General features: G+C 73.3%; 18 protein-coding genes. 11 read left to right on the top strand and 7 right to left on the bottom strand.

Features of this window, described 5'->3' with window-relative positions; all coding sequences use genetic code 11:
• Positions 1–55 precede the first annotated feature (55 nt).
• A complete protein-coding gene (locus ACIQH8_RS13610) occupies positions 56–763 on the top strand; it encodes a general stress protein (RefSeq protein WP_400999477.1) in 708 nt (235 codons plus the stop codon).
• Positions 764–879: 116 nt separating this feature from the next.
• A complete protein-coding gene (locus ACIQH8_RS13605) occupies positions 880–1332 on the top strand; it encodes a TIGR02611 family protein (RefSeq protein ID WP_400999475.1) in 453 nt (150 codons plus the stop codon).
• Positions 1333–1350: 18 nt separating this feature from the next.
• On the opposite strand, the gene ACIQH8_RS13600 is transcribed toward ACIQH8_RS13605, so the two are convergent.
• Together ACIQH8_RS13600 and ACIQH8_RS13595 are read right to left on the bottom strand one after the other, a co-directional pair.
• Positions 1351–2928 carry an aminopeptidase P family protein gene (locus tag ACIQH8_RS13600; protein ID WP_400999473.1) on the bottom strand — a complete coding sequence of 526 codons (1578 nt, stop codon included), beginning with the start codon at positions 2926–2928 and terminating at the stop codon, positions 1351–1353.
• Between the two features lie 47 nt (positions 2929–2975).
• Positions 2976–3998: an endonuclease/exonuclease/phosphatase family protein gene (locus ACIQH8_RS13595; RefSeq protein WP_400999471.1), complete on the bottom strand. Its 1023-nt coding sequence runs from the start codon at positions 3996–3998 to the stop codon at positions 2976–2978.
• Between the two features lie 105 nt (positions 3999–4103).
• On the opposite strand from ACIQH8_RS13595, the gene ACIQH8_RS13590 reads away from it, so the two are divergent.
• Entirely contained in the window at positions 4104–4979 is an 876-nt protein-coding gene (locus ACIQH8_RS13590) for a PHP domain-containing protein (RefSeq protein WP_400999469.1), read from the top strand.
• Between the two features lie 81 nt (positions 4980–5060).
• On the opposite strand, the gene ACIQH8_RS13585 is transcribed toward ACIQH8_RS13590, so the two are convergent.
• Positions 5061–6572 carry a DEAD/DEAH box helicase gene (locus tag ACIQH8_RS13585; protein WP_400999467.1) on the bottom strand — a complete coding sequence of 504 codons (1512 nt, stop codon included), beginning with the start codon at positions 6570–6572 and terminating at the stop codon, positions 5061–5063.
• A gap of 148 nt (positions 6573–6720) precedes the next feature.
• Between ACIQH8_RS13585 and ACIQH8_RS13580 the strand changes: the two genes are divergently transcribed.
• On the top strand, positions 6721–7419 hold the full coding sequence (locus ACIQH8_RS13580) for a ferritin-like fold-containing protein (protein WP_400999465.1): 699 nt from the start codon (positions 6721–6723) through the stop codon (positions 7417–7419).
• Between the two features lie 29 nt (positions 7420–7448).
• Here ACIQH8_RS13580 and ACIQH8_RS13575 read toward each other — a convergent pair whose 3' ends face one another.
• Both ACIQH8_RS13575 and ACIQH8_RS13570 read right to left on the bottom strand, forming a co-directional pair.
• The gene (locus ACIQH8_RS13575) at positions 7449–7754 is read right to left on the bottom strand and encodes a hypothetical protein (RefSeq protein WP_400999463.1); all 306 of its coding nucleotides are present in this window, start codon (positions 7752–7754) and stop codon (positions 7449–7451) included.
• The gene (locus tag ACIQH8_RS13570) at positions 7754–7978 is read right to left on the bottom strand and encodes a DUF3107 domain-containing protein (RefSeq protein WP_400999461.1); all 225 of its coding nucleotides are present in this window, start codon (positions 7976–7978) and stop codon (positions 7754–7756) included. Before ACIQH8_RS13570 ends, ACIQH8_RS13575 begins: the two co-directional genes overlap by 1 nt.
• A 93-nt stretch (positions 7979–8071) precedes the next feature.
• Here ACIQH8_RS13570 and ACIQH8_RS13565 point away from each other — a divergent pair, with 93 nt between their 5' ends.
• Together ACIQH8_RS13565 and ACIQH8_RS13560 are read left to right on the top strand one after the other, a co-directional pair.
• Positions 8072–11176, top strand: a complete 3105-nt coding sequence (locus tag ACIQH8_RS13565) for a PD-(D/E)XK nuclease family protein (RefSeq protein ID WP_400999459.1) — start codon at positions 8072–8074, stop codon at positions 11174–11176.
• Positions 11173–14544 carry a UvrD-helicase domain-containing protein gene (locus ACIQH8_RS13560; protein ID WP_400999457.1) on the top strand — a complete coding sequence of 1124 codons (3372 nt, stop codon included), beginning with the start codon at positions 11173–11175 and terminating at the stop codon, positions 14542–14544. The genes ACIQH8_RS13565 and ACIQH8_RS13560 overlap by 4 nt, the downstream gene beginning before the upstream one ends.
• A 23-nt stretch (positions 14545–14567) precedes the next feature.
• On the opposite strand, the gene ACIQH8_RS13555 is transcribed toward ACIQH8_RS13560, so the two are convergent.
• Positions 14568–15758, bottom strand: coding sequence for a phosphotransferase (locus ACIQH8_RS13555; protein ID WP_400999455.1), 1191 nt, complete (start codon positions 15756–15758; stop codon positions 14568–14570).
• A gap of 84 nt (positions 15759–15842) precedes the next feature.
• Between ACIQH8_RS13555 and nudC the strand changes: the two genes are divergently transcribed.
• Both nudC and ACIQH8_RS13545 read left to right on the top strand, forming a co-directional pair.
• Positions 15843–16856, top strand: coding sequence for an NAD(+) diphosphatase (gene nudC, locus ACIQH8_RS13550; RefSeq protein WP_400999453.1), 1014 nt, complete (start codon positions 15843–15845; stop codon positions 16854–16856).
• Entirely contained in the window at positions 16841–18664 is a 1824-nt protein-coding gene (locus ACIQH8_RS13545) for an ATP-dependent helicase (RefSeq protein ID WP_400999451.1), read from the top strand. The genes nudC and ACIQH8_RS13545 overlap by 16 nt, the downstream gene beginning before the upstream one ends.
• Positions 18665–19434: 770 nt before the next feature.
• Here the strand turns inward: ACIQH8_RS13545 and ACIQH8_RS13540 are convergent.
• On the bottom strand, positions 19435–20784 hold the full coding sequence (locus ACIQH8_RS13540; protein WP_400999845.1) for a zinc-dependent metalloprotease: 1350 nt from the start codon (positions 20782–20784) through the stop codon (positions 19435–19437).
• A 200-nt stretch (positions 20785–20984) separates the two neighbouring features.
• Here ACIQH8_RS13540 and ACIQH8_RS13535 point away from each other — a divergent pair, with 200 nt between their 5' ends.
• The 3 genes from ACIQH8_RS13535 to ACIQH8_RS13525 all read left to right on the top strand — a co-directional run bounded on the left by ACIQH8_RS13535 (position 20985) and on the right by ACIQH8_RS13525 (position 26108).
• Complete coding sequence (locus tag ACIQH8_RS13535; RefSeq protein WP_400999449.1) at positions 20985–22127, top strand: PDZ domain-containing protein; 1143 nt, start codon at positions 20985–20987, stop codon at positions 22125–22127.
• A gap of 145 nt (positions 22128–22272) precedes the next feature.
• Entirely contained in the window at positions 22273–25242 is a 2970-nt protein-coding gene (locus tag ACIQH8_RS13530) for a UPF0182 family protein (protein WP_400999447.1), read from the top strand.
• Positions 25242–26108: a class I SAM-dependent methyltransferase gene (locus ACIQH8_RS13525; RefSeq protein ID WP_400999445.1), complete on the top strand. Its 867-nt coding sequence runs from the start codon at positions 25242–25244 to the stop codon at positions 26106–26108. The genes ACIQH8_RS13530 and ACIQH8_RS13525 overlap by 1 nt, the downstream gene beginning before the upstream one ends.
• Positions 26109–26170 lie beyond the last annotated feature (62 nt).

Raw genomic sequence — 26170 nt, 5'->3', positions numbered from 1 at the left:
ACCCCGCGGGCCCGGCCTCGGGCCGGGCGGTCGAGCCGCGTGGAAGAATGGCGGGGTGAGCACCCAGTCGCCGTTCGGCGGTCGTATCGGCCGCGCCTTCCCGACCCTGCCGAAGGGCGAGACGGTCGCGAGCTACGAGACCTACCAGGAGGCGCAGGCCGCGGTCGACCAGCTCGCGAAGGCCGAGTTCCCGGTGAAGGAGCTCTCCATCGTCGGCCACGACCTGACGAGCGTCGAGCGCATCACGGGCACCCTGAGCTGGGGGCGCACGGCGGCCGCCGGCGCGCTCTCCGGGGCGTGGTTCGGCACGTTCCTCGGGCTGCTGTTCTTCATCTTCTCGCCGTCGGGCACGTCGCTCGGCATCCTCGGCGCCGCCGTCCTCATCGGCGCCGGCTTCGGCATGATCTTCAGCCTCGTCTCGTACTCGGTGAACCGCCGTCGACGCGACTTCACCTCGGTCATGCAGGTGCTCGCCACGCGCTACGCGATCATCGCCGAGCCCGCGCACGTCGTGCGGGCCCGCCAGGTGCTGGGGGTGACGGATGCCGCGGCGCCGCCCGCGCCGGTCACGACGACGGTCGCCCGCCCGCCGGCCGCGCCCGCGCCCACGGCCGAACCCGAGTCGGATGCCGCGGCCGCGTCGACGTCGACCGAGGACGAGCCGAAGGCAGAGGCGCGCGAGATCGACCCGTCGCGTCCGCTCACCTACGGCGAAGCGCAGGATGCGCGCCGCAGGGCAGAACGCGAGCGCGGCGAGGAGTAGGACCGGACGCACGCCGCGGACGGCCCTCACGCTTCGGCCTCGACCGCACTCCGCCGCACGCCGCCCGATCCGCGGACGCTCCGGCGACTCCCAGCGTGAGTGCCTACGGTGGCGTCATGTCCAGCGACCTCCGTCCCGAACCGGGGCGGACGCAGAGCGCGCGCACGCAGCCCGTCCCGTCGGCGGCTCGGGCGCCGGAGGCCGTGCCGACCCCGCTCGAGCGCACCGTGCGCGCCGAGATCGTCGCGGCCGAGCGCCCCGACCGGCCGGTCCGCCGGTGGCTGCGCGGAATCCGCAGCTGGATCGATCGTCACCCGCGCCTGCGGTTCGCCTACCGGTTCGGCGTGGGCGTGCTCGGCGGCGTGATCGCGGTCGTCGGGCTCGCGCTCGTGCCGCTGCCCGGCCCCGGCTGGCTCGTCGTCTTCCTCGGCCTCGCGATCCTCGGCACCGAGTTCGCGTGGGCCCGTCGGCTCGCGCGCTGGGTCAAGCGCATGCTCGACCGCTTCTGGGCCTGGTGGAAGGCCCGTCGTGCTGGACGCGAGGTCACGGCGCAGCACGCCGAAGGCTGAGCCGATCGGCCGGCCGGCTCAGCGACCGGCGCCCCGCACCCACGCCTCGACTTCGTCGGCCGTGCGGGGGATGCCCGCCGACAGGTTCTCGGCGCCGTCGGCGGTGACCAGGATGTCGTCCTCGATGCGCACGCCGATCCCGCGGAACTCCTCGGGCACGCTGAGGTCGTCGGCCTGGAAGTAGAGACCGGGCTCGATGGTGAACACCATGCCCTCCTCGAGCACGCCGTCCATGTACATCGAGCGGCGCGCCTGCGCGCAGTCGTGCACGTCGAGGCCGAGGTGGTGGCTCGTGCCGTGCACCATGTAGCGACGGTGGAACTGGTTCTCGGGCTGCAGCGACTCCTCGGCCGAGACGGGGAGGAAGCCCCACTCGGCCGTGCGCTTCGCGATGACCTCCATCGCCGCGGCGTGGATCTCGCGGAACACGATGCCGGGACGCACGATGCGGAACGCGGCATCCGCCGCCTCGAGCACTGCCTCGTACACCTGGCGCTGCACCGGCGAGAACGTGCCGTTGACCGGGAACGTGCGCGTGATGTCGGCCGTGTAGTAGCTGTCCATCTCGACGCCCGCGTCGAGCAGCACGAGGTCGCCGGGGACGACCGCGCCGTCGTTGCGGGTCCAGTGCAGGATCGTCGCGTGCGGGCCCGCCGCGGCGATCGAGGCGTAGCCGACGTCGTTGCCGTCGAGGCGGGCGCGGGTGGCGAAGACGCCCTCGATGACGCGCTCGCCGCGCACCTCGCTCGTGATGCGAGGCAGCTCGCCGAGCACCTCGGCGAAGCCGCGCTCGGTCGCGTCGACCGCGGCGCGGAGCTCGGCGACCTCGAAGTCGTCCTTCACGAGGCGCAGCTCGGATAGCACGCGCGCGAGCTCGGCGTCGGGCTCGTGCTCGGCGTTCACCTCGAGGCTGAACGGCGCGTCGGACGCGTTGGTCGACAGCGCCTCCTCGGCGGCGAAGCGGAGCCGCGCGTGGTCGATGCGCTCGGTGATCGCGGCATCGGCCTCGCGGACCACGAGCGTGGCGGTGTCGGTCGAGTTCACGACGGCGTCGAAGTCGGCGATGCCGCGCGTCGCGAGCTCGAGGTCGGCCGCGACGTGCGCGAGGGACGGACGCGGGCCGATCCAGAACTCGCCGATCGCGGGGTTGGCGTAGAACTCCTCGCTGTCGCGGCCTGCGCGCTCGCGGAAGTAGACCGTCGCGTCGTGCCCGGCGTCGCCCGTCGGCTCGAGCACCAGCACGGCGCCGGGCTCGGAGTCGGAACCCCACCCCGTGAGGTGCGCGAACGCCGAGTGGGCTCGGAACGGGTAGTCGGTGTCGTTCGCGCGCTGCTTGACGTCGCCGGCGGGGATCACGAGACGCTGCCCGGGGAACTCGGCGGAGACCCTGGCGCGGCGGGCGGCCGCGTAGGCGGCCTGCGCGCGCGCCTCGGGGAGGCGCTCGTCGCGCTCGGCCCAGCCGCTGCTGATGAAGTCCTTGAAGCCCTCGGACGCCGGCGTGGTCGAACGGTTCGCGTTCCGGCCGGTCTCCTCAGCGGTGGTCTCGTCGGTGGGGGCCTCGTGGGCCGTCGCGGTCGCGTCGCCGGTGTTCGTCATGGTCTCCATTCTCGCACCGCGCCGCCCCCGCGCCGAGCGGCGGTGGATCAGCCGCCGGCCCGCGAGAGGGTCGCGACGATCGGCCGGTGATCACTGCCCGCGCCGTCGAGCGCGTCGAGCACCCGGAACGCGTCGACCGACCATCCGGGGGTCGCGAGCACGTGGTCGATGGGACTGCCGAGCAGCTCGGGCAGGCTCGTCGGCCAGGTGCCGAGGCCGCCCGCGCCACCCGCGACGGCCGCATCGGCGCAGCGGCCGAGGTCGCCGCCGTCGACGCCGCGACCGGCGAAGTGGTCGACCGTTGCGTTGAAGTCGCCCGCCATGATGACGTCGTCGCCGGCGCACTGCTCGGCCAGCCAGTCGAGGTCGCTGCGCCAGTTCCGCAGTTCCCACCGGATCGGCGCGACGGCGTGGACGGCGACGATCCGCGGGCCGTCGCCGTTCGCCGGCTCGGCGACGACGGTCGGCAGCGTGTTCGTGTTGCCCGGCGGGCCGGGCCACGGATCGTTCACCACGGCGTAGTCGCCGAGGTCGGGTGAGATGAGGATGGTCGTGGAGCGCGCTTTCGCGATCTCGTCGAAGGCCTGCGTGTGCACCCACATCGGGCGACCGCCCTCGCGCATCGCGATCGCGATCTCCTCGCCGAGCGATTCGGTCGTCTCGGGGAGCACCACCACGTCGGCCTCCTGCTCGAGGGCGAGGCCCGCGATCGTCGACGCGTCGGGCACCTCGCCGAGCGTGTTCCACGAGAGCACCGTGACCGAATCGGATGCCGCGGCCGCATCGCCGCCGCCGAACCCGCGCAGCGCGAGCACGCCGAGGTTGCCGAGCGCGAACAGCACGAGGATCGCGGCGAGGGCCCCGATGACGCGTCGCCCGGGTCCGAGGAGGAGGGCGATCGCGAGCACGGCCGCCAGCGCGGCGGCACCGGCCGCGGCGACGCCCCGCAGCGCGACGACGTGCGCGGCGATCCACTGGTCCTGCAGGCCGAACGCCTGCGGCAACAGCAGTACCGACGCGGCGGCGGCGGTGCCGAGCACGACGGCCCAGCCGAGGATGCGGGGGAGCATTCACTCCAGCGTAGGCGAGCACGCGCGCGACGCGCGGAGCATCCACAGGGCGTCGGCTGGGAGTGTGCGGGGAAGCGGCTGACCGGGCGCGCCTACGATGGGCTCATGGCCGACGCCCCGTTCGCCGTCGCAGCGGACCTGCACGCGCACACCACGGTCTCCGACGGCACGGACACGCCCGCGGAGCTCGTCGCCGCGGCATCCGCCGCCGGCCTCGGGGCGCTCGCGATCACCGACCACGACTCGACCGCCGGGTGGAGCGAGGCGATCGACGCCGCGCGGCGCCACGGAATCGGCCTGATCCCGGGCATCGAACTCTCGACGCGCGAGCAGTTCACGAGCGTGCACGTGCTCGGGTACCTCATCGATCCGACCGACGAGGCGCTGCTCGCCGAGACGGCGCGCATCCGCGACTCGCGACTCACCCGCGCCGAGGCGATCGTCCGGCGCATCGCCGCCGACTACGACCTCACGTGGGACGACGTGCTCGCGCAGACGAGCGACGGCGCCACGATCGGCCGCCCGCACATCGCCGACGCGCTCGTCGCGCGCGGTCACGCCTCGACGCGGTCCGACGCCTTCGCCGGCATCCTGCACTGGCGGTCGGGGTACGCGCAGCCGCACTACGCGCCCGACCCGCTCACCGGCATCCGCCTGATCCGCGCTGCGGGGGGCGTGCCCGTGCTCGCGCACCCGGGCACGCGGGGCGCCGAGGACGTGGTGCCCGACCGCCGGCTCGCCCGGTTGGCCGCGTCGGGCCTCTTCGGCCTCGAGGTCGATCACCCCGAGAACACGGATGCCGCGAAGCCGCGGCTGCGCGAGCTCGCACGCCGTCACGGGCTCGCGATCACGGGCTCGAGCGACTACCACGGGCGAGGAAAGGTCAACCGGCTCGGCCAGTACACCACCGCCCCCGAGGTCGTCGCACGCATCCTCGCCGAGGGGCACGGCAGTCCGCCGGTCCTGCCGGGGTCCCCGTAGGTCGTCCGCCGATGCGGAACGGGCCGGATGCCGCGCGGCATCCGCCCCGTTCGCGCGGGTCGTCCGGGCTCTCGCCCGACGTCAGGCGGTCGGCGCCGTCGACGGCGCGCCGGCGGCGCTGCCGCCCGACCGTCCGCCGCGGCGGCGGCGACGGCGACGCGGGGCCGCGTTGCCGTCGTGGTGCTCCTTGCCCTTGCCGTCGTGGGTGCCCGCGCCGGGCTCCTTCTCCTGCGGCGCACCCGACTCCGCGACGGCGGCGTCGGCGGACGCCGCGCCCTCGCCGACGGGACGGCCGGACCGCGTGCGGCGGCGCGACCGCGAGCCGCGTTCGCCCGAGGCATCCGCTCGCCCGTCGCTCTCGCGCCGGCCCGCGGTGCTCGACCGGGACGGTGCCGCGGTCGGAGCGGCGGGCTTCAGGCGGCCCTTCGTGCCCTCGGGGATGTCGAGGTCGGTGTAGAGGTGCGGGCTCGACGAGTACGTCTCGGTCGGCTCGGGCTGGCCGAACTCGAGCGCGCGGTTGATGAGCGCCCACTTGTGCAGGTCGTCCCAGTCGACGAACGTCACCGCGATGCCGGTCTTGCCCGCGCGCCCGGTGCGGCCGGCACGGTGCAGGTAGGTCTTCTCGTCGTCGGGGATCGTGTGGTTGATGACGTGGGTCACGTCGTCGACGTCGATGCCGCGCGCCGCGACGTCCGTGGCGATCAGCACGTCTTTCTTGCCGGCCTTGAACGCGGCCATGGCGCGCTCGCGCTGGTCCTGGTTGAGGTCGCCGTGCACCGCGGCCGCATTGAACCCGCGGTCGTTGAGCTCTTCCACGAGCTTCGCCGCGGCGCGCTTGGTGCGCGTGAAGATCACGGTCTTTCCGCGGCCGTCGGCCTGGAGGATGCGCGAGATCACCTCGTCCTTGTCGAGCGAGTGCGCCCGGTAGATGAGGTGCTTGATGTTCGCCTGCGTGAGGCCCTCGTCGGGGTCGTTCGCGCGGATGTGGATCGGGCGGCTCATGAAGCGGCGCGCGAGCGCGACGATCGGGCCGGGCATGGTCGCCGAGAAGAGCATGGTGTGCCGCGTGGGCGGCGTCTGGGCGAAGAGCTTCTCGATGTCGGCGAGGAAGCCGAGGTCGAGCATCTTGTCGGCCTCGTCGAGGACCATCTCGCTGACGTTCTTCAGCGACAGCAGGCGCTGGCTCGCCAGGTCGAGGAGGCGACCGGGCGTGCCGACGACGATCTGGGCGCCGGCCTTCAACTGCTCGATCTGGCCCTCGTAGGCCTTGCCGCCGTAGATCGAGACGACCTTGGTCGGACGGTTGGAGGTCGCGAGCTCCAGGTCTTCGGTCACCTGTACGCACAGTTCGCGCGTGGGGACCACGACGAGCACCTTGACGCCCGGCTCGGGGTCGTCGCCGAGGCGCTGGATGATCGGCAGGCCGAACCCGAAGGTCTTGCCGGTGCCGGTCTTGGCCTGGCCGATGATGTCCTGCCCGGTGAGGGCGAGGGGGATGGTCTGCTCCTGGATGGGGAAGGCATCGATGATGCCCTTCCCGGCGAGGGCCTCGACGATGTCGGGCGCGATGCCGAGTTCGGTGAAGGTGGTCACATGTCTGCCTGTCCGTGATGCGGAAATCGGGTGCGCCCAGTTCCGCTCGACCGGCGCACGGCCGCGGTTCCATCGCCCGCGGCGGGTCCCAGCCTATCCGAGCGGGCTGCGAGGCCCCGGATATGCTGTGCTCGTGGTCAATTGGTCGATGTCGCGCCGTCCCCGTCCGGAGACCCCGAGGCTGCGGCCGCGGGTCGCGCCGACCGACCTCACCCGCGTCGACTTCACCGAGTTCACGCCCGATCCCGTGCCGTTTCTCGGCCAGGCCGCGTACATCCAGCTCGAGTTCTTCGAGAGCCTCGCGAAGGCCGTGGCCACCGCACCCGACCTGGCCTCGAAGGAGGGGCTGAGTGCGGCGGCGGGCGTGGCGCTGCGCAAGCACCACGAGCTCATCGCGGAACTGCGCCGGCTCGGCGCCGACCCGGCCGAGGTCATGGCGCCGTTCGCCCCCGCGGCGGACCGGTTCCGCCAGGTCACCTCGGGCGCCGACTGGTACGAGCTGCTGCTCGGCATCCACATCACGTCGGGGATGCTCGACGACTACTTCATCCGCCTCGCGGAGGGGCTCCCGCACGACCTGCGCGCACGCGTGCGCGCGATCCTCGGGGAGTCGCGCTCGGCCGAGGTGATCGAGCGCGAACTCGAGCGGGCGATCGCCGCAGACGCCACGCTCGACGACCGGCTCGCGCTGTGGGGGCGCAGTCTCGTCGGCGACACCCTCCTCATCGCCCGCTCCGCGGTTCGTGCGGTCGGGTCGGGCGAGCACGGCCCAGACGTCGAGCCGGTCTTCACCGAGCTCATCGCCTCGCACACGCGGCGGATGGACGCGCTCGGGCTGACCGCCTGAAGGCGGCCGGGCGCGCCGACCGGCGCCCCTCAGCCGCGCGCGAGGCCGAAGCGTGCGAGGTGCGCGAACGTGCGTGCGTCGTCCTCCTCGCGGCGACGCCCGACGAGGGCGGCGACGCCGGTCGCCGCTGCGCCGGATGCCACGAGTGAGATCACCCAGATCCATCCGCCGTCCCACGGCATGCCGAGCCAGGTCAGCGCGACCCAGACGACCGCGGCGACGGCGGTACCGACGGCGGGCACGAGCACGACGCCACGGAATCGGCGACGCGGAACGGCGTAGTGCGCCGCGAGGCCGAGGATGGCGCCGCCGAGCGCGATGAAGAGCAGTTCCATCAGCCGACGAAGCCGATCTTGCGCGACTCCTCGGTGCCGATCTCGACGTACGCGAGGGCCGCGGCGGGCACCACGTAGACCGCGCCCTTCGCGTCGGCCAGGCGCAGCACGGGCGACTGCCCGCTGAGCGCCGCCGAGACGGCCTGCTCGACCTCCGCCGCCGTCAGCGAGGTCTCGAACGAGAGCTCGCGGGGGGAGTTCTGGATGCCGATACGAAGGTCCACGGTGCGCCTTTCTGTCGTTGACACGACACTACGACACGCGGGGGTGCGAGCCGGACGCGTTCACTGTCGGCGGACACGGATACCGTGGGCCGCATGCAGCACGAAGCGACCACCGCACCCGCCGTCGTCGACCTCGTGCCGGCCCTCGCGTCGGGCGGTCACGCCGCGGTGTTCGGGGCTCCGGGGTCGGGCAAGACCCGGCTCGCGATCGAGCTCGTCGCGCACCGGGTCGAGCTCGGGCTCGACCCGTCCGCCGTGCTCGTGCTGACGGCGACGCGCCGTACGGCGACGGCCATGCGCGACGCGATCGCGCTCCGGCTCGACCGCACCACGCGGGGTGCGCTCGCCCGCACGGCGAACGCGATCGCGTACGACCTCGTCCGCGCCCGGACCGGGCGCTCCGTCACGCTGCTCACGGGCGCCGAGCACGACCAGGTGATCGGCGAGCTGCTCGAGGCGCAGGCGGTCGACGGGGGCGGCCCGGCGTGGCCCGAGACCCTCGCGCCCGATGTGCGCGAGCTGCGCGGCTTCCGCTCCGAGCTGCGCGACCTCATGATGCGCGCGGTCGAGCAGGGCGTCGGCCCCGACGAGCTCGCGCGGCTCGGTGCGGCCGCGTCGCGCCCGGAGTGGGTGGCGGCGAGCGACTTCCTCGCGGAGTACGCCGAGGTCAAGGAGCAGCTCCGCCCGACGCAGTTCGACTCGGCGGAGCTCGGTGCGTACGCCGCATCGATCGTGCGGCGCAGCCTGCACGATCCCGACGACGAGCGCGCGCTCGGCGCGCTCGGGGCACTCCGGCTCATCGTCGTCGATGACGCTCAGGAGGCCACCGAGGGCACGGCCGCACTCCTCGGCGCGTTCGCCGCTCGCGGCGTCGAGGTCGTCGCCCTCGGCGACCCGGATGTCGCGAGCAACGGGTTCCGCGGTGGCCGTGCCGACCTCCTCGGCTCGCTCGGCCGGGTGCTGGGCGGTGCCGAGGTGCGACGCATCGAACTACCGGTCGTGCATCGCGGTCGCCCCGCGCATCGAGGACTTCTGGCGCAGGTCACGGCGCACGTCGGGACCGCGCTCGGCGGCGCACACCGATCCGCGGGGGTCGTGCGGGACGCCGATGACGATCCGCTCGACGCGATCCTCGGCATCGAGGCGACGTCACCCGGGGCCGAGGGCGCCGCCATCGCCGGCCTGCTCCGGGAGCGTCACCTGCTCGACGGCATTCCGTGGTCGTCGATGGCCATCGTCGCGCGATCCGGCTCCGAACTGCCCGCGCTCGCACGAGCGCTCGCCGCGGCCGAGGTGCCCGTCTCCGGCGGTGCCGTGCGTGCCGCGCTGCGCGACGCCCCGGGCTCGGCCGGGCTCCTCGCGGCCGCAGCCGTCGTGCTCGATCTCGAGCCGCTCGACGCCGACCGTGCGACCGCGCTGCTGACGGGCCCGCTCGGCCGGCTCGACCGCGTGGGCCTGCGCCGACTCCGGCTCGCGCTCCGTCACGAGGAGCTCGCCTCGGGCGGGGTGCGGAGCGCCGACGAACTGCTGGTCGACGCCCTCGGTGCCACCGGCGGGTTCGCGACGATCGACGCGCCGGCGGGTCGCCGGGCGTCACGTCTCGCCCGGCTGCTCGACTCCGCGCGGCGGGCGGCGGCCCGAAGCGCGACCGTGGAGGAGCTGCTCTGGCTGCTCTGGCACGACAGCGGCCTCGAGGCCGAGTGGGCGGCGCAGGCCGCCGGTTCGGGCGTGCTCGCCGACGAGGCGAACCGGTCGCTCGACGCGGTCGTCGCGCTCTTCGCCGCGGCGCGGCGCTTCGTGGAGCGCGAGCCCGGCGCCCCGGCGCGGCGCTTCGTCGACGAGGTCCTGCAGAACGCGCTCCCCGAGGACTCGCTCGCCCCGGCACGCGGGGCCGAGTCGGTCGTCCTGGCGACCCCGCCCGCGCTCATCGGCCGCGAGTTCGAGGTCGTCGTCGTCGCCGGCCTGCAGGAGGGCGTGTGGCCGAACCTCCGCCCGCGCGGCACGCTGCTGCACGCTGCGGCGCTGCCCCGCGCGGTCGCGGCGGCACGTGCGGGGGAGCCGGTCGGCGAGGCGGAGCCCGCGGCATCCGTTCGCGCCTCGGTGCGTGCCGACGAGCTGCGCCTGTTCGCGCTGGCGGTGTCGCGCGCGTCACGGCAGATCGTGCTCGCGTGCACGGCGAACGACGACGAGCAACCGTCGGTGCTCATGGCGCTCGCACCCGCGCGGCGCACCGCGCGGCGACGGCGACCGTTGCACCTCAGGGGCATGGTGGGCGCGCTCCGGCGCGACGCCGGGGCGGGCGACCGGGAGGCCGCGGCGGCGATCGCACTGCTCGCCGAGCACGGCGTGCCCGGCGCGCATCCCGACGAGTGGTACGGCATGGCCGAGCCGACGACGACGGCACCGCTCGTCGACCTCGACGGCGATCCCGAGGCGCTCGTGCCCGTCTCGCCGTCGCAGATCGATCGCGTCGAGGAGAGCCCGCTCGGCTGGTTCGTCGACCACGTCGCCCAGCCGCCGTCGGGTCTGGCGGCCTCGATCGGGACCATCGTGCACGCGGTGGTGGAGGAGGCGGCGCAGCAGTCGGGCGAGGTCGACGTCGAGACGCTGTGGGCGTCGGTCGAGCGCCGGTGGCGCGACCTGCGCTTCGAGGCGGGCTGGGTCGCCGAGCGCGAGCGCCGCGGCGCGCGGCGGATGACGGAGGGCGCGGCGGACTACCTGCGCAGTGCAGAAGACGACGGCGTGGTCGTGCTCGGCGCTGAGGGCCGGTTCACGCTCGTGAGCGGGCGGGTGCGCATCACGGGCACGATCGACCGGGTCGAGGCCTCGCCCGACGGCACGACCGTGATCGTCGACCTCAAGACCGGCCGTACCCCGCCGACGGCGGCGAAGACGGCCGAACATCCCCAGCTCGCGGCCTACCAGCTCGCCGCGCGCGCCGACGCACTGCCGAACGAGGGGCGCCTCGGCGGGGCCAAGCTCGTCTACGTCGCGCGGCCCGTGGGCGGACGCCTCTACACCGAGCGCGCCCAGCAGCCGTTCGACGACGAGGCCGAGGCGGCGTTCCGCGAACGGCTGGAGGAGGTGGCCCGCGTCATGGCGGGAGCGCGATTCGACTCGCCCGTGGAGTTCGCTCACGGGTCGCGGTTCGGCGACTGGCGGTACCGCGTCCACCTCGTCCCGGCGGTGTGCGCGTGAGCGCGATCCGGATCGGGGCCGACGAGATCGCGTCGCGCCTCGGCCTGCACGCGCCCACGCCGGAGCAGCGAGCGGTGATCGAGGCCGACCCGCACGGGCGCAGCATCGTCGTGGCGGGTGCCGGCAGCGGCAAGACCGAGACGATGGCGAACCGGGTGGTGTGGCTCCTCGCCAACGGCGCCGTCGACGTGCCCGAGGTGCTCGGTCTCACCTTCACGAGGAAGGCCGCAGGCGAACTCGCCGAACGGGTGCGCGAGCGCGTCGGGCAGCTCGTCGCCGAGGGCATCGCCGACGTGCGGCTCGATCCCCTCGACTCCGCCGCGGTCTTCACGTACAACGCGTTCGCGGGTGCCATCTACCGGGAGCACGCGCTCCGAATCGGCCGGGAGCCCGATGCGTCGATCCTCGGCGAGGCGGCAGCGTGGCAGCTCGCGCGCGGGATCGTCTCCGCGTCGGCCGACCCGCGACTGGTCGAGCTCGACGCGTCGCTCGACCGGGTCACGGGCGCCGTGCTCTCGCTGAGTCGGGCCCTCGCCGAGAACGTGACCGACAGCCGCGACGTGCGTGCGTTCGCTCGGGACTTCCTGGCGATGCACGACCTGCCGATCGAGGCGCCCCGCAAGCGGACCCCGTTCGACAGCTTCGTGTCGGCGCTCGGCGTCGTCGAGGCGCTGCCGCCGCTGCTCGAGCTCGCCGACGCGTACGCGGCCGAGAAGCAGCGGCGCGGGGTCGTCGAGTTCTCGGACCAGGTCGCGCTCGCGCTGCAGATCTGCACGACGCACCCCGAGGTGGTCGACGAGCATCGCGAGCGGTATGCGACGGTCCTGCTCGACGAGTACCAGGACACGAGCGTCGTGCAGACGCGCCTGCTCTCGACGCTGTTCCGCGACCACGCGGTCATGGCCGTCGGCGACCCCGACCAGTCGATCTACGGATGGCGCGGGGCCAGCGCGGCGAACCTGGCGCGGTTCGGCCGCGACTTCTCCGGATCCGGGGAGGCGGTCGCGTACGACCTGTCGACGAGCTGGCGGAACCCGGTGATCGTGCTCGATGCGGCCAACGCGCTCATCGCGCCGCTCGACGGGGGCATCCCGAAGGCGCCCCTGCGCCCGGCGCCGTTCGCCGGGGCGGGTCGTCTCGACGTCTCGTGGTCGGAGACGATCGACGACGAGGCGGCGGCCGTGGCCGAGTGGCTCGCCGAGCGGATGAGACCGGGCGGCCGGACGGGCGCACTGCTCTGCCGCACGTTCGCGCACGTCGACCTCTTCGCGACCGCGCTGCGCGAGCGCGGTGTGCCGGTGCACGTGCTCGGCGTCGCGGGGCTGCTCGACCAGCCCGTGATCGCCGACCTCGTGTGCGCCCTCCGCGTGGTGCACGACCCGACCGCCGGCTCGGAGCTCCTGCGCCTCCTCGGCGGTGCACGGTGGCGCATCGGCACGGCCGACCTCGCGGCGCTCGGCACGCTCGGCAGGTGGCTGGCCGATCGCGACCTCTCCACGAGGCGCCTCGCCGACGAGGTGCGACGCGGCATCCGCGGGTCGATCGCCGCCGACGAATCGCCCTCGATCGTCGACGCGCTCGACTTCGTGCTCACCGCGCCCGACGACCATCGGGCCCTGGCCGGCTTCAGCGAAGAGGGCCTCGCGCGCATGCGTCGGGCCGGCGCCCAGCTGCAGGCGCTCCGTCGACGCGCCGGGCTCGGGCTGGTCGACTTCGTGACGCTCGTGCAGCAGGAGCTGCTGCTCGACATCGAGGTCCTGGCGAACCCGACGCAGCCGCTCGGCGCGGCGAGCTTGGAGTCGTTCGACGACCTCGTGACGGGTTTCGTGGATTCGGCCGAGCACCCGACGCTCGGGGCGTTCCTCGGGTGGCTCACCGAGGCCGAGCAGCGCGACCGGCTGAGTCCCCGACAGGACGAACCCGAGCCGGGCGCGGTGCAGGTGCTCTCGATCCACGGATCGAAGGGGCTCGAGTGGGACGTGGTCGCGATCCCGCGGCTCGTCGACGACGAGCTGCCCTCGAAGCCGCGGAGCAACCGCGGCTGGCTCGCGTTCGGCGCGTTGCCCGACGAGTTCCGCGGCGACGCCGACGAGATCCCGCAGTTGATGTGGCGCGGCGTGCAGAGCCAGGCGGAGTTCGACGAGGCCGTGAAGGCCTACTCCGAGGAGAACCGCGAGCGTCACGCCGAGGAGGAGCGTCGCCTCGCCTACGTCGGACTCACGCGCGCCCGGTCGGAGCTCCTGCTCTCGGGATCCTGGTGGGCGACGCAGCGGGCACCGCGGGCGCCGAGCCCGTTCCTGCGGGAACTCGTCGTCGCGGGTGTCGTCGGCGGCGCGGCGCTGCCGTCCGCTCCGGCGGAGCCGGAGAACCCGCGATCGTCCGAGGCGGCTCGGGTGAGTTGGCCGCTCGACCCGCTCGGCGCCCGGCGTCCGGCCGTGGTGCGGGCGGCTGACGCGGTGCGCGAGGCGGCGGCACTGCCGACCGGGGTCGGCATCGGCCCCGCCCTCGCCGACGAACTGCGGTTGCTGCTCGAGGAGCGTCGCCGCAGGGGCGAGTCGCGCGGGGGCGCCGACGTGCCCACGAGGGTGCCCGCCTCGCGCTTCAAGGACTACGTCGACGACCCCGATGCCGTCGCCGCCGAGCTCGCGCGGCCCATGCCGCAGCGCCCGTACCGCGCGACGCGCATCGGCACGCTGTTCCACACGTGGGTCGAAGAGCGCTCTGGCGGGTCCGCCGCGCGGCCGGCCGGCCGCGCGGGGGTGCCCGCCCCGCACGGGTCGGTCGGACCGCTCGGCACGGGGGGCCCGACGGACGACCTCGACGCGCTCGACTTCGCGTTCGACGAGGCACTGGCGGTCGACGAGGTCGTCGTCGACCCCGTCGACGCCCGCCTCGAGCGACTCCGCGCGACGTTCGCGGCGTCGGAGTGGGGCGATCGCAGACCCGTGGCGGTCGAACTCGAGCTGCACCTGCCGCTCGACGAGCAGGTGTTCGTCTGCAAGCTCGACGCGGTGTACGACGTCGAGCCCGGCACCGAGCTCGATCGCCGTGGCATCCGCGCGCAGGTCGTCGACTGGAAGACCGGCGGCGCCCCCCGCGACGCCCGCGAACTCGAACTCCGGCAGACCCAGCTCGCGCTGTACCGGCTCGCCTACTCGCGCTGGTCGGGGCTGTCGCCCGACGAGATCGACGCCGTCTTCTACTACGTCGAGGACGACCTGGTGCTGCGGCCCGACGAGCTGTACGACGAGGCCGCGCTGCGGCGGGCCTGGGCGGGGGTCTCGGCGCGGGCCGGTCGTCGCGCTCCGGTCGCGGGCGAGTCCTCCACGGTTCCGGAGGCGGTGCGCACGGCGATCGCGCCGTCGTGAGCAGTTCCGGCGCCGGCGTCGCGTCAGCGATCGGGTCGGGAGGCGGAGCCCGCGGATTCGGGCGCCGCGTCGCCCCAATCGCTGAGGTCGAGCGGGATCGGCGCGGTCAGCCCGGGGTCGCGCACCTCGTCGGCGTCATCGCCGTCCGCGAGATGTCGGCGCAGCTCCGACACGTCGTAGCTGTCGGTCAGCATCGTCGCGCCGGACTCCTTCGGCAGTCCGTCGCGGGGGGTCTTCTCGAGCATCCGCTCGACATCGGCGACGGCGAGCACCGGCCCGGTGTCGGTCGTGAGCGACTCGGACGAGTGGTCGTGCACGCGTGCCACGAGCCTGTCGAGGAGACCCACGGCATCCTCGATCACCTCGTCGTCGTGCGTGTCGACGCCGTGCAGGAGCCAGCGCGCGAGTTCGAGCTCGCCGTAGAGGAGCGCCCGACGCGCGAGTTCGGCGTCGGCGCCGCCCGCGCGGGCCTCGAGGTAGGCGGCGAGCGTCTGCTCGGCCGACATGCCGGTGGAGGTGAGCACCCAGTGCAGGTCGTGCGCCGGATCGTCGTGCGCGAGGCCCGACCAGCCGATGACGCCGGTGACCCGGTCGCCCTCGACGAGGAACGAGTCGGCGCCGAGCTGGCCGTTGACGACCGTCGGCGCGAACCGCCACAGGGTGTCGTCGTCGGTCGCCTCCTCCCAGCGGCGGAGGAGCGCCGCGGGAAGGCGCCCGGTGTCGGCGGCGCGGTCGATGATGGCGACCGCCGCCTCCCGGGCCTCGCTTGCCGAGCGACGGGGAAGTCCGGCGTCGCCGATGAAGCCCGACGGCAGCGCGTGGATGGCGGCGATCGCGCGCCCCACGTCGGCGGCGAGGGAGGGGTCGCCCGTGAGCTCGTCGGCCGTGCGCCCGGCGCCCGGGATGAACTCGGTCACGACCGCCCGGGTCGGGCCGATGGGCGCCTGCCCCACGAACTGCGGCACGGCGAAGGGCAGCCGGGAGCGGATGCCCGGGGTGAGCGCGCGCAGCGCGACGAGGTCGGAGGACTGCTCGGACTCGGCGGTCTGCGAGCGCGGGGCGCGGATCAGCAGGCGCCGTCCGTCGGTGGAGTGGAGCTCGACGGCATCGAACGCCCCGCCCGCTCCGCGGGAGTGCGCCCGGGCCGCCCGCACCTCGAGTCCGGCCACCGCGGCCGTGGCCAACGCGGCTAGAGTGAGTGGGGGTCTGGCCATGGCACACAGCCTAAGCAGGTCATCCGGCCTGCCCGGCGACCGCCACGCCTTCCCGACGACTCCGGCTCCGACGAGAGGTGCACCGTGCTCCACCCCGACGTGCCGACTCCCGCCGGTTCCGCGCGCACCCCGGCCGCTCCGCCGCTGGCGCGCGAGCACCTCGACCGCGACGCGGTCTCGCGCGCCCTGCCGGGTCGCGCCGAGGCGTTCCTCGCCGACCCGCAGGCACGCGTGCTCGCCGTGCACGACGGCCGCGTGCTCGTCGCCGGGTCGGGCGGCGCCGACGGTGCGCCGCGGCTCGAGCTGCGGCATCCGTCGACCCTTCCGGAGCCGGTCGTGCGCAGCTATCTCGGTCGCACACTCGATGCGGGGGCGGATGCCGCGGGGGCGGCGCTGCCCGCCGGCGCTCCGATCGAGGCGTGGTCCTACGAGACGGAGGCGACCTCGGCGATCGCCGACGAGTCGCACTGGGTCGGGCTCCGCCGGGTCGCGACGGCGCTCGACGACCGCGATGCGGGTCTGGCGATCGAGGCCGTCGCGCTCGCCAACTGGCATGCGACGCATCGCTTCTGCCCCGGCTGCGGCAGCGCGACCGAGGTCGTCACCTCGGGGTGGGCGCGTCGGTGCCTCGCCGAGGATCGGCTGCGGTTCCCGCGCACCGACCCCGCGGTCATCGTGCTCGTGACGGACGACGAGGACCGCGTTCTGCTCGGCTCGAACGCGATGTGGGAGCAGGATCGCTTCTCGGTGCTCGCCGGGTTCGTCGAACCGGGCGAGTCCCTCGAGGCGGCCGTCGTGCGCGAGATCGGCGAGGAGGCCGGCCTCCCGGTCGACCGGGTGGAGTACCTGGGCTCGCAGCCATGGCCGTTCCCGGCGAGCCTCATGTGCGCCTTCCGGGCGCGCGTCGCGCACGGTGCGGCGTCGACGGTCGTGCCCGACGGCGAGGAGATCCTCGAGCTGCGCTGGTTCGATCGCGACGGCCTCCGCGATGCGCTCGGACGCGTCGCGCTGCCCGGCGAGACCTCGATCGCGCGCTGGATGCTCGAGGGCTGGTACGGCGGCCCGATCTCCTCGTCGATGCCGTGGTCGACCTCGTGACGGGAGACCCGCTCCTCACCGCGCTCGACGACGGGCAACGCGTCGCCGCCGAGGCACTCATCGGGCCGGTCTGCGTGCTCGCGGGTGCGGGCACCGGCAAGACCCGCGCGATCACGCACCGCATCGCGTACGGCGTGGCATCCGGGTCGTACGACCCCGCCCGGGTGATGGCCCTCACCTTCACGTCGCGAGCGGCCGCGGAACTGCGCACCCGACTCCGGGCTCTCGGAGCCGGCGCCGTCGCGGCGCGCACCTTCCACGCCGCCGCGCTCGCGCAGCTGAACCACTTCTGGCCGATCGTCGTCGGGGGGCCGGCCCCGCGGGTGCTCGAGTTCAAGGGGCGTCTGCTCGGCCTCGCCGCCGAGCGGAGCCGGGTGAAGGTCGACACCGCCACGTTGCGCGACGTCGCCGCGGAGATCGAGTGGCGGAAGGTCGGCCTCGTCGGCATGGACGACTACCGGGTGCGTCTCGCGTCACGCGGCGCGCCGGGCTCGCTCACGGCGGAGCAGATGCTCGCGCTCGTCGAGGCCTACGAGGAACTGAAGGACGAGCGGCGTGCCATCGACTTCGAGGACGTGCTGCTCGCCACCGCCGGCATGATCGAGTCGGAGCCGGCCGTCGCGATGCAGGTGCGGGAGGCCTACCGGCACTTCGTGGTCGACGAGTACCAGGACGTCTCGCCCGCGCAGCAGCACCTGCTCGAGCTCTGGCTCGGCGGGCGTCGCGACGTGTGCGTCGTCGGTGACGCAAGCCAGACCATCTACTCGTTCGCCGGGGCGAGCGCCGAGTACCTGCTCGGCTTCGAGCGACGGTATCCGGATGCCACGATGGTGCGGCTCGAACGCAACTACCGGTCGACGCCCGAGGTCGTGGAGGTCGCGAACCGCCTCATGCGGGGGCGGCCCGGCGCCCTTCGCCTCGCGGCGGCGGTGCCCGACGGCGGTGACCCCGCGGCATCCGGCTCCGACGGTTCGCCGACGCGCGGCGGACGCGCCGACGCGGGCCGCGTCGCGCACGGTCCGGCGCCCGAGCTCGCCGAGTATCCCGACGAGCTCGCCGAGGCGCGCGGCGTCGCGGCTCGGGTGCGCCAGCGCATCGACGCCGGCACGCCGCCCGAGTCGATCGCGGTGCTGCTGCGCGTCAACTCGCAGTCCGCGCTGTTCGAGCAGGCGCTGGGCGACGTGGGCGTGTCGGTGCGAGTGCGCGGTGCGCAGCGCTTCTTCGACCGGCCCGAGGTGCGCGAGGCGGTGCACGCGATCCGCGCGGCCGCGCTCGCAATCGCCGACGAGCCGCTGTTCAAGTCGGTGAGCGACGTGCTCCGCTCGCTCGGCTGGACCGTCGAGCCGCCCGCGGGGCCCGGCGCCGTGCGCGATCGGTGGGAGAGCCTGAACGCGATCGCCCGCCTCGTCGACGATCAGCCGGCGGGCACCACCTTCCGTGCGTTCGCCGACGACCTCCGCACCCGCGCCGAGACGCATCACGAGCCGGCGGTCGCGGCCGTCACCATCGCGACGCTGCACTCGGCGAAGGGCCTCGAGTGGGACGAGGTCCACCTGCCGGGACTCGTCGAGGGCATGCTCCCCATCGCCTACGCGGCCGGGCTCGACGCGATCGACGAGGAGCGCCGATTGCTCTACGTCGGCATCACGCGGGCACGGCGACGGCTGTCGTTGAGCTTCTCGCGCTGGTCGGCCGGCCGCCGAGCGGAACGGGAACCGTCGCGTTTCCTCCGGGAACTCGACATCCGCACTCCGGGTGCATCCCGACCGGGGTCGGCCGCGGCGGCTCCGGCGCGGGCGCGTCGCTGACGACCACCGTCGCCGAGTCGAGAGCCGAGCGCCCCGTGCGCACCAGGTCGTCGACGACGGATGCCGCGAGCGCGAGCGCCTCGTGCCTCGCCCGCCCGCGGTGCGGGGGTGCGGGCGCGACCGCGAGCTGCGCCGAGATCGCCGGCCACGCGGCATCCGCATCGCGTCGCGCCAGGTGCACGCAGCGCAGGCACGGTCCCGCGCCGGGGCGCACGAACGGTCCGATCTCCGAGCCGCGCTCGTCGAAGACCACGGCGAGGTGCGGAACGTCGGCCGCGAGCCAGGGCAGATGGGTCGCGGGCGGGACGATGCGGGCGGCGAGCAGCACCGCGGCGTCCGTCGTGGTCGGGTCGGCGTCGGACGCGAGGATGGGGCGGTGCCCGAGGCGGAGGAGCGCGGTGCCGAGGTCGTCGACGAACGTCGCGGCCCCCGAGAGGGCGATCACGCCCGAGGCCGGCGGCGTCGGGTCGACGAGGCAGGCGGGTTCGAGCCGGTCGAGCAGGGCGTCGATGCGCTCCGTGTCGCCGCCGAGCGCGGCGCCGATCGTGTGCAGGGTCGCGCGCGAGGCCCCCGCCGAGAGGGCGCTCAGCAGGCCGGTCTCGAGCGCCCCGGGATCGTGGAGCACGGCGATCGGGCGGGTGCCGCCGAGCTGCAGCACGGTCGGCGAGCGCCACACCTGGGGGAGTGCCGGGTCGAGTCGGGGCGTCATGCGGGCAGCATGCCGCACCGATCGGCGCTGCGTCGCCGGGCGTCCACAGGGGGCGCCGGGGTCAGGCCGAGCGCGGGTCGTCCTCCGGGTCCTCCTCCGTGGCGTCGTCGCCGGCGGCGTCGGCCGGCGGCAGGTCGCCGCGCAGCAGCGCCTCGAGCGCCTCGTCGAACTCCGCGTCGGTCTCGCCCCCGGCTTCGCCCCCCGCGGCGAGGCGCGCTGCGAGCGGCGCCGGGTCGTCGAGGTCGGCCGAGGTGGGCAGCAGGTCGGGGTGCGCCCACAGGGCGTCGCGCCCGGCGACGCCGACGGCATCGGTGACCGCACGCCACATGGCCGCCGCCTCGCGCATCCGCCGCGGGCGCAGCTCGAGCCCGACGAGCGTCGCGAGCGCGGATTCCGCCGGGCCGCCGGTCGCGCGACGTCGACGGATGGTCTCGGCGACGGCGTCGGACTTCGGCAGGCGGGACGTGGCATCCGCCGTCACGACGTCGACCCAGCCCTCGACGAGCGCGAGCATCGTCTCGAGTCGGCCGAGCGCCGCCTCCTGTTCCGGGCTCTTCGGGCGCAGCAGCGCCCCGTTCGCGACCGCGTCGCGCAGTTCGTCGGTGTTCGACGGGTCGAAGCCCTCTGCGAGCTGCTCGAGGCGCTCGACGTCGACGTCGATACCGCGCGCGAAGGCGGTGATCGCCGTGATGAGGTGCAGGCGCAGCCATCGGGCATGGCGGAAGAGGCGCGCGTGCGCGAGTTCGCGCACGGCGAGGTAGAGCTCGACCTGGTCGGTGGGGATGTCGAGGCCCTCCCCGAACTCGACGACGTTCTCGGGCAGGAGCGCGGCGCGGCCGTCTTCCAGCAGGGGCAGCCCGACGTCGCCGCCGGAGACCACCTCGGTCGAGAGCTGCCCGACGACCTGGCCGAGCTGCATCGCGAACATGGCGCCGCCGATGCCGCGCATCATGCGGCTCGCGCCCTGCACCATCGACCGCAGTTCCTCCGGCGCCTGTTCGCTCATCACGCGCGTGAGGGAGTCGGCGATGCTCGTCGCGACGGGCTCGGCGAGCTGCGTCCAGATCGGCATGGTGGCTGCGGCCCATGAACGCCGGGTGAGCAGCTCGGGTGTGCCGGGCAGCGCCGAGATGTCGACCGCCTCGTCCAGCCAGAGCGCGGCGAGGTCGAATGCCCGGTCGAGCCGTTCGTTCTCGGACGCCTGGATCTGGCGCTGACCGGTCGAGGCGCGCTGCTCCGCCTGGCGGAGCGCGAGCGACCAGTCGATGCCCTCCTCCTCGGAGCGCTGCATCGCCTGCTGGAGCTGACTGAAGAGCGCCGCGAGACTCGCGGGATCGTTCGGCAGACCGGCCGCCCCGGCGAGCTTCGACGGGTCGATGCCGCCCGAACCGGACAGCAGTTCGCGCAGCATGTCGCGGAACTCGTCCTCGGGGTCGCGGTCGGGCTCCTGGTCGCGTTCGGCCACTCGGGCCACCTCCCTCGCTTCGCGCTCAACGCTACCGCCGGTCATCTGCGTCCTCGCCGGGAAATGGCCTAGGCTGACCCCTCGGGTGTCCGCCCGTCGCGAACAGTGCCGGGTTCCCCGCGGGCGCTCGGGAAGGACCACGGCGGATGACGCTCTTCGGCGGCCCCGGCGACGACCGGCCGGTGCGCGAAACCGTGCCCGAGCCCGGCGCCTCGCCGCGACGTTCTCGGCGCGAGCGGATCGGCTGGACGGCCGTCGCGATCGCGGCCGTCGTCGGCCTCGGCTTCGCGCTGCTGCCGACGCCCTACGTCATCCAACAGGCCGGCCCGGTCTACGACACGCTCGGCACGACCGAGGTCGACGGCGAAGAGGTTCCCCTCATCGAGGTCCCCGACGCCGAGACCTTCCCGACCGAGGGATCCCTCGACCTGCTCACGGTCTCGGCGATCGGTCGCCCGGGGCGCACACCGGGTTGGCTCGATGTCGCCGCGGCCTGGCTCGACCCGCGACGCGCGGTGCTGCCGCTCGAGGTGCTCTACCCGCCGGGCATCAGCACCGAGGACCGCGACGCGGCCAACGAAGCGCAGATGGTCGACTCGCAGCAGGACGCGATCGCGGCGGCCCTCGTCGAGCTCGGCTACGACTTCCCGCGCGACGTGGTCGTCCAGGGCGTGGGGGAGGGGACGCCGGCCGGGGGCGTGATCGAGGTGGGCGACGTCATCCGCTCGGTCGACGGCACCGAGGTGAACTCGGTGGACGAGCTGCGCAGCGCGCTCGGCGAGCACGGGACCGAGACGCCCGCCGAGATCGGCATCGTCCGCGACGGCGAGGACCTCACGGTCGAGGCCACCCCGGCGGCGAACGGCGACAACGCCGTGCTCGGCGTCGGCGTACGCATGCGATACGAGTTCCCGATCGACGTCGAGATCCAGCTCAACGACGTCGGCGGACCGAGCGCGGGGCTCATGTTCGCCCTCGGGATCGTCGACACGCTGACGCCCGACGCGATGACGGGCGGCGAGAACATCGCCGGGACGGGCACGATCGACTCCGACGGGACCGTCGGCCCCATCGGCGGCATCCGCCAGAAGCTCTGGGGGGCGCTCGACGCCGACGCCCCATGGTTCCTCGCGCCCGAGGCGAACTGCGACGAGGTCGTCGGCAACGTGCCCGACGGGCTCGAGGTCTTCGCGGTCGGCACGCTCGACGAGGCGCGGTCCATCGTCGAGACGATCGGCGAGGGCGGCGACACGTCCGGCTTCCGCGGCTGCGACGCCGTCGTCGGCTGAGCCCCACCCCGCGGCATCCGCTCGGGCCGTCGGTGACGGATGCCGCGGCCGGCGTTCGCCCGGAGCGGAGCCGCGCGGCCCGCCTCGCCAGCCGTTTCCAAGAAAGCCGACCATAGGATGGAAATCCGATCCCATCCCGACCCGAATGAGGCCGAGAGTGTCCACAGCACAGTCGCAGGAACCGAGGACGACGCGCCGCCGCGCGCCGATCGCGATCACGATCGGCATCGTCGGTGCCCTCGTCGTCGCGTTCTTCGTCTTCGCCGGTATCTACGCGGACATCCGGTGGTACCAGCAGCTCGGGTTCATCGAGGTGCTGACGACCGAGTGGATCACCCGCATCGTGCTCTTCTTCATCGGGTTCATCGCGATGGCGCTGCCGGTGTGGCTGTCGATCCAGATCGCCTACCGGACCCGTCCGGTGTACGCGAAGCTCAATTCGCAACTGGATCGTTATCAGGAGATCTTCGAGCCCCTCCGACGCCTCGCGATGTACGGCATCCCGGCCGTGCTCGGCATCTTCGCGGGCGTCTCGACCGCGAGCCGCTGGGACTCGGTGCTCGCCTGGCTGAACCGCACGCCGTTCGGCTCGAACGACCCGCAGTTCGGCTTCGACATCGGTTTCTACGTCTTCGAGCTGCCCTTCTACCGTTCCGTCGTCGGCTTCGCGTCGGCGGTCGTGCTGCTCTCGGGCCTGCTCGTCATCGCGACGAACTACCTCTACGGCGCGATCCGCGTGAACGGCCGCGAGGTCGTCATCTCGAAGGCCGCCCGCATCCAGATCGCGATCACCGCGGGCCTCTACCTGCTGCTGCAGGCCGTCAGCATCTGGTTCGACCAGTACGCGACCGTCACCGAGACCGGGTCGCTCATCACGGGTGCGTCCTACACCGACGTGTTCGCGACGATCCCCGGCCGGCAGATCCTCTCGGTCATCGCCGCCGTCGTGGCGATCCTGTTCTTCATCACCGCGATCCTCGGTCGGTGGCGGCTGCCGCTCGTCGGTGCGGTGCTGCTCATCGTGTCGAGCCTGCTCATCGGCTCGCTCTACCCGTGGGTCGTGCAGCGCTTCCAGGTCGACCCGAGCGCGCGTGCGCTCGAGGCGCCGTACATCGAGAAGAACATCGACCAGACCCGCGACGCGTTCGGCGTCGCCGACATCGAGGAGATCCCGTACGAGGCCGAGACGGACGCCGAGCCGGGCGCGCTGCGCTCCGACGCGGCGACGACCGCGAGCATCCGCCTCATGGACCCGGCCGTGATCAGCCCGGCGTTCCGGCAGCTCGAGCAGTTCCGTCAGTACTACCAGTTCCCCGAGATGCTCGACGTCGACCGGTACGAGATCGACGGTCAGTCGCAGGACACGGTCGTCGCCATCCGCGACCTCAACCTCGAGGGCCTGAACGACGCGCAGACGTGGTTCAACTCGCACCTCGTGTACACGCACGGCTACGGCCTGGTCGCCGCGGCGGGCAACCAGCGCCAGAGCGACGGTCAGCCCGTGTTCCTCGAGTCGGGCATCCCGTCGAGCGGCACGCTTCCCGAGTTCGAGCCGCGCGTGTACTTCGGCGAGAACTCGCCCGACTACTCCATCGTGGGAGCGCCCGAGGGCGCATCGCCGATCGAGCTCGACTACCCGGCGGGCGGCGAGGGCGAACCGCAGCAGACGACGTTCACCGGCGACGGCGGGCCCGTGCTCGACAACGTGTTCACGAAGCTCGTGTACGCGCTGAAGTTCCAGTCCGAGCAGATCTTCCTCTCCGACCAGGTCTCGAACGAGTCGCAGATCCTCTACGACCGCAACCCGATCGAGCGTGTGCAGAAGGTCGCGCCGTACTTGACGCTCGACAGCGACACCTACCCGTCGATCGTCGACGGGCGCATCGTCTGGATCGTCGACGGCTACACGCTCTCCGACCAGTACCCGTACTCGAACAAGGTCAGCTACAGCGAGGCGATCTCCGACAGCGAGTCGGTGCAGCAGCCGCTCGCGTTCGACGAGGTCAACTACATCCGCAACTCGGTGAAGGCCACGGTCGACGCGTACGACGGCAGCGTGACGCTGTACGCGTGGCACACCGAGGACCCGATCCTGCAGACCTGGCAGAAGGTCTTCCCGAACGCCATCGAGCCGATGAGCGAGATGTCGGGCGAGCTGATGAGCCACGTGCGCTACCCGGCCGACCTGTTCAAGATGCAGCGCGCCGTGCTCGGTCGCTACCACGTGACCGATCCGGTGACGTTCTATTCGCGAGAGGACGCGTGGACGACGCCGCTCGACCCGACGCAGAGCGCGGCGACGTCGTTCCTCCAGCCGCCGTACTACCTGACCATGCAGATGCCCGGCCAGGAGGCGCCGACCTACTCGATCTACTCGACGTTCATCCCCGAGGCGCGCGGCAGCGCGAGCCGGAACGTGCTGCGCGGGTACCTCGCGGTCGACTCCGATGCGGGGGCGACCGATGGTGAACGCGCCGAGGGCTACGGCAAGCTCAGGCTGCTCTCGCTGCCAGAGGACGACAACGTGCCCGGCCCCGGTCAGGTGCAGAACACGTTCAACTCCGACCCGACGGTGTCGCAGTCGCTGAACCTGCTGAAGCAGGGGCAGTCCGACGTCATCAACGGCAACCTGCTGACGGTGCCCGTCGGCGGCGGCCTGCTCTACGTCCAGCCCGTCTACGTGCAGTCGACCGGTGAGACGAGCTACCCGCTGCTCCAGAAGGTGCTGGTCGCGTTCGGCGACGAGATCGCGTTCCAGGACACGCTCGACGAGGCGCTGAACGTGCTGTTCGGCGGCGATTCGGGAGCCGCCGCGGGCGATGAGGAGGTCGAACCGACCACGCCGGACGGCGGCGAGACCGGCGGTGAAGGCGAGGGCGAGGCGCCCCCGACCACCGAGGACACCGAGCTGCAGTCGCTGCTGAACCGCGCGCGCCAGGCGATCGAGGACAAGCAGCAGGCGCTGCAGGACGGCGACTGGGTGGCGTACGGCGCCGCCGACGCCGAACTCGCGGAGATCATCTCCGAGCTGATCGTCCTCGCGGACGACGGCGCGAGCTCCACGGAGACGCCGTCGACCGAGGCGCCCGCGACCGAGGAACCCTCGAACGGCTGATGGCCGCCGTCGACCTCGGTTCGGGCGACTGGCTCGAGGAGAACCGCGCGAACTGGGACGAGCGGGTGGCGCTCCATGTCGCGTCGACCTTCTACGACCGTTCGCGCCTGCGCGCCGGTGGGAGCGTGCTCGACCCGATCGCGCAGGCCGGGATCGACCGGATGTTCCCCGACGGCCTCGAAAGGGTGCGCGTGCTGCACCTCCAGTGCCACTTCGGTTCCGACACGCTCTCGCTCGTGAACCTCGGCGCCGAGGCGATCGGCCTCGACTTCTCACGGCCCGCCGTCGAGGAGGCTCGGCGCATGGCGGGCGAGCTCGGCGTCGCCGATCGCGCACGGTTCGTCGAGGCGAACGTCTACGACGCCCGCCACCGACTGCCCGAGCCGGAGTCGTTCGACCTCGTCTTCACGACGTGGGGCACGATCGGGTGGCTTCCGGATGTCGCGGAGTGGGCACGCATCATAGCCTGGTTCCTGAAGCCGGGCGGCCGCCTGTTCTTCGCCGACGGCCACCCCGCGGCATACGTCTTCGAGGGCGACGCCGGACCGGGCGGCATGCCCGTCTTCGCCTATCCGTACGTCGGCACCGGACCCGACATCATCGAGGACCCGAGCGACTACGCCGACCCCGAGGCGCGGCTCGTCAATGCCAGGACGTGGGAGTGGATGCATCCGCTCGGCGAGGTGTTCAGGGCGCTGCACGACGCCGGGCTCGCTGTCGACCACTTCGCCGAGCATTACGAGCTGCCGTGGCGGATGTTCCCCATCACGGTGCCGAAGGGCGACGGCATGTTCGGCTGGCCGGACCGGGACTGGCTGCCGCTCGGGTACGAGCTGGTGGCCTCGGCTCCGTCGGTGGTCGAGTAGGCGCGCAGCGCCGTATCGAGACCCCTGCCCCGGTGGTCGAGTAGGCGCGCAGCGCCGTATCG

Origin of the sequence: Agromyces sp. GXQ0307 (assembly GCF_044769845.1) — a bacterium.
Classification (GTDB): domain Bacteria; phylum Actinomycetota; class Actinomycetes; order Actinomycetales; family Microbacteriaceae; genus Agromyces.
This window is presented reverse-complemented; position numbering and strand designations above follow the sequence as displayed.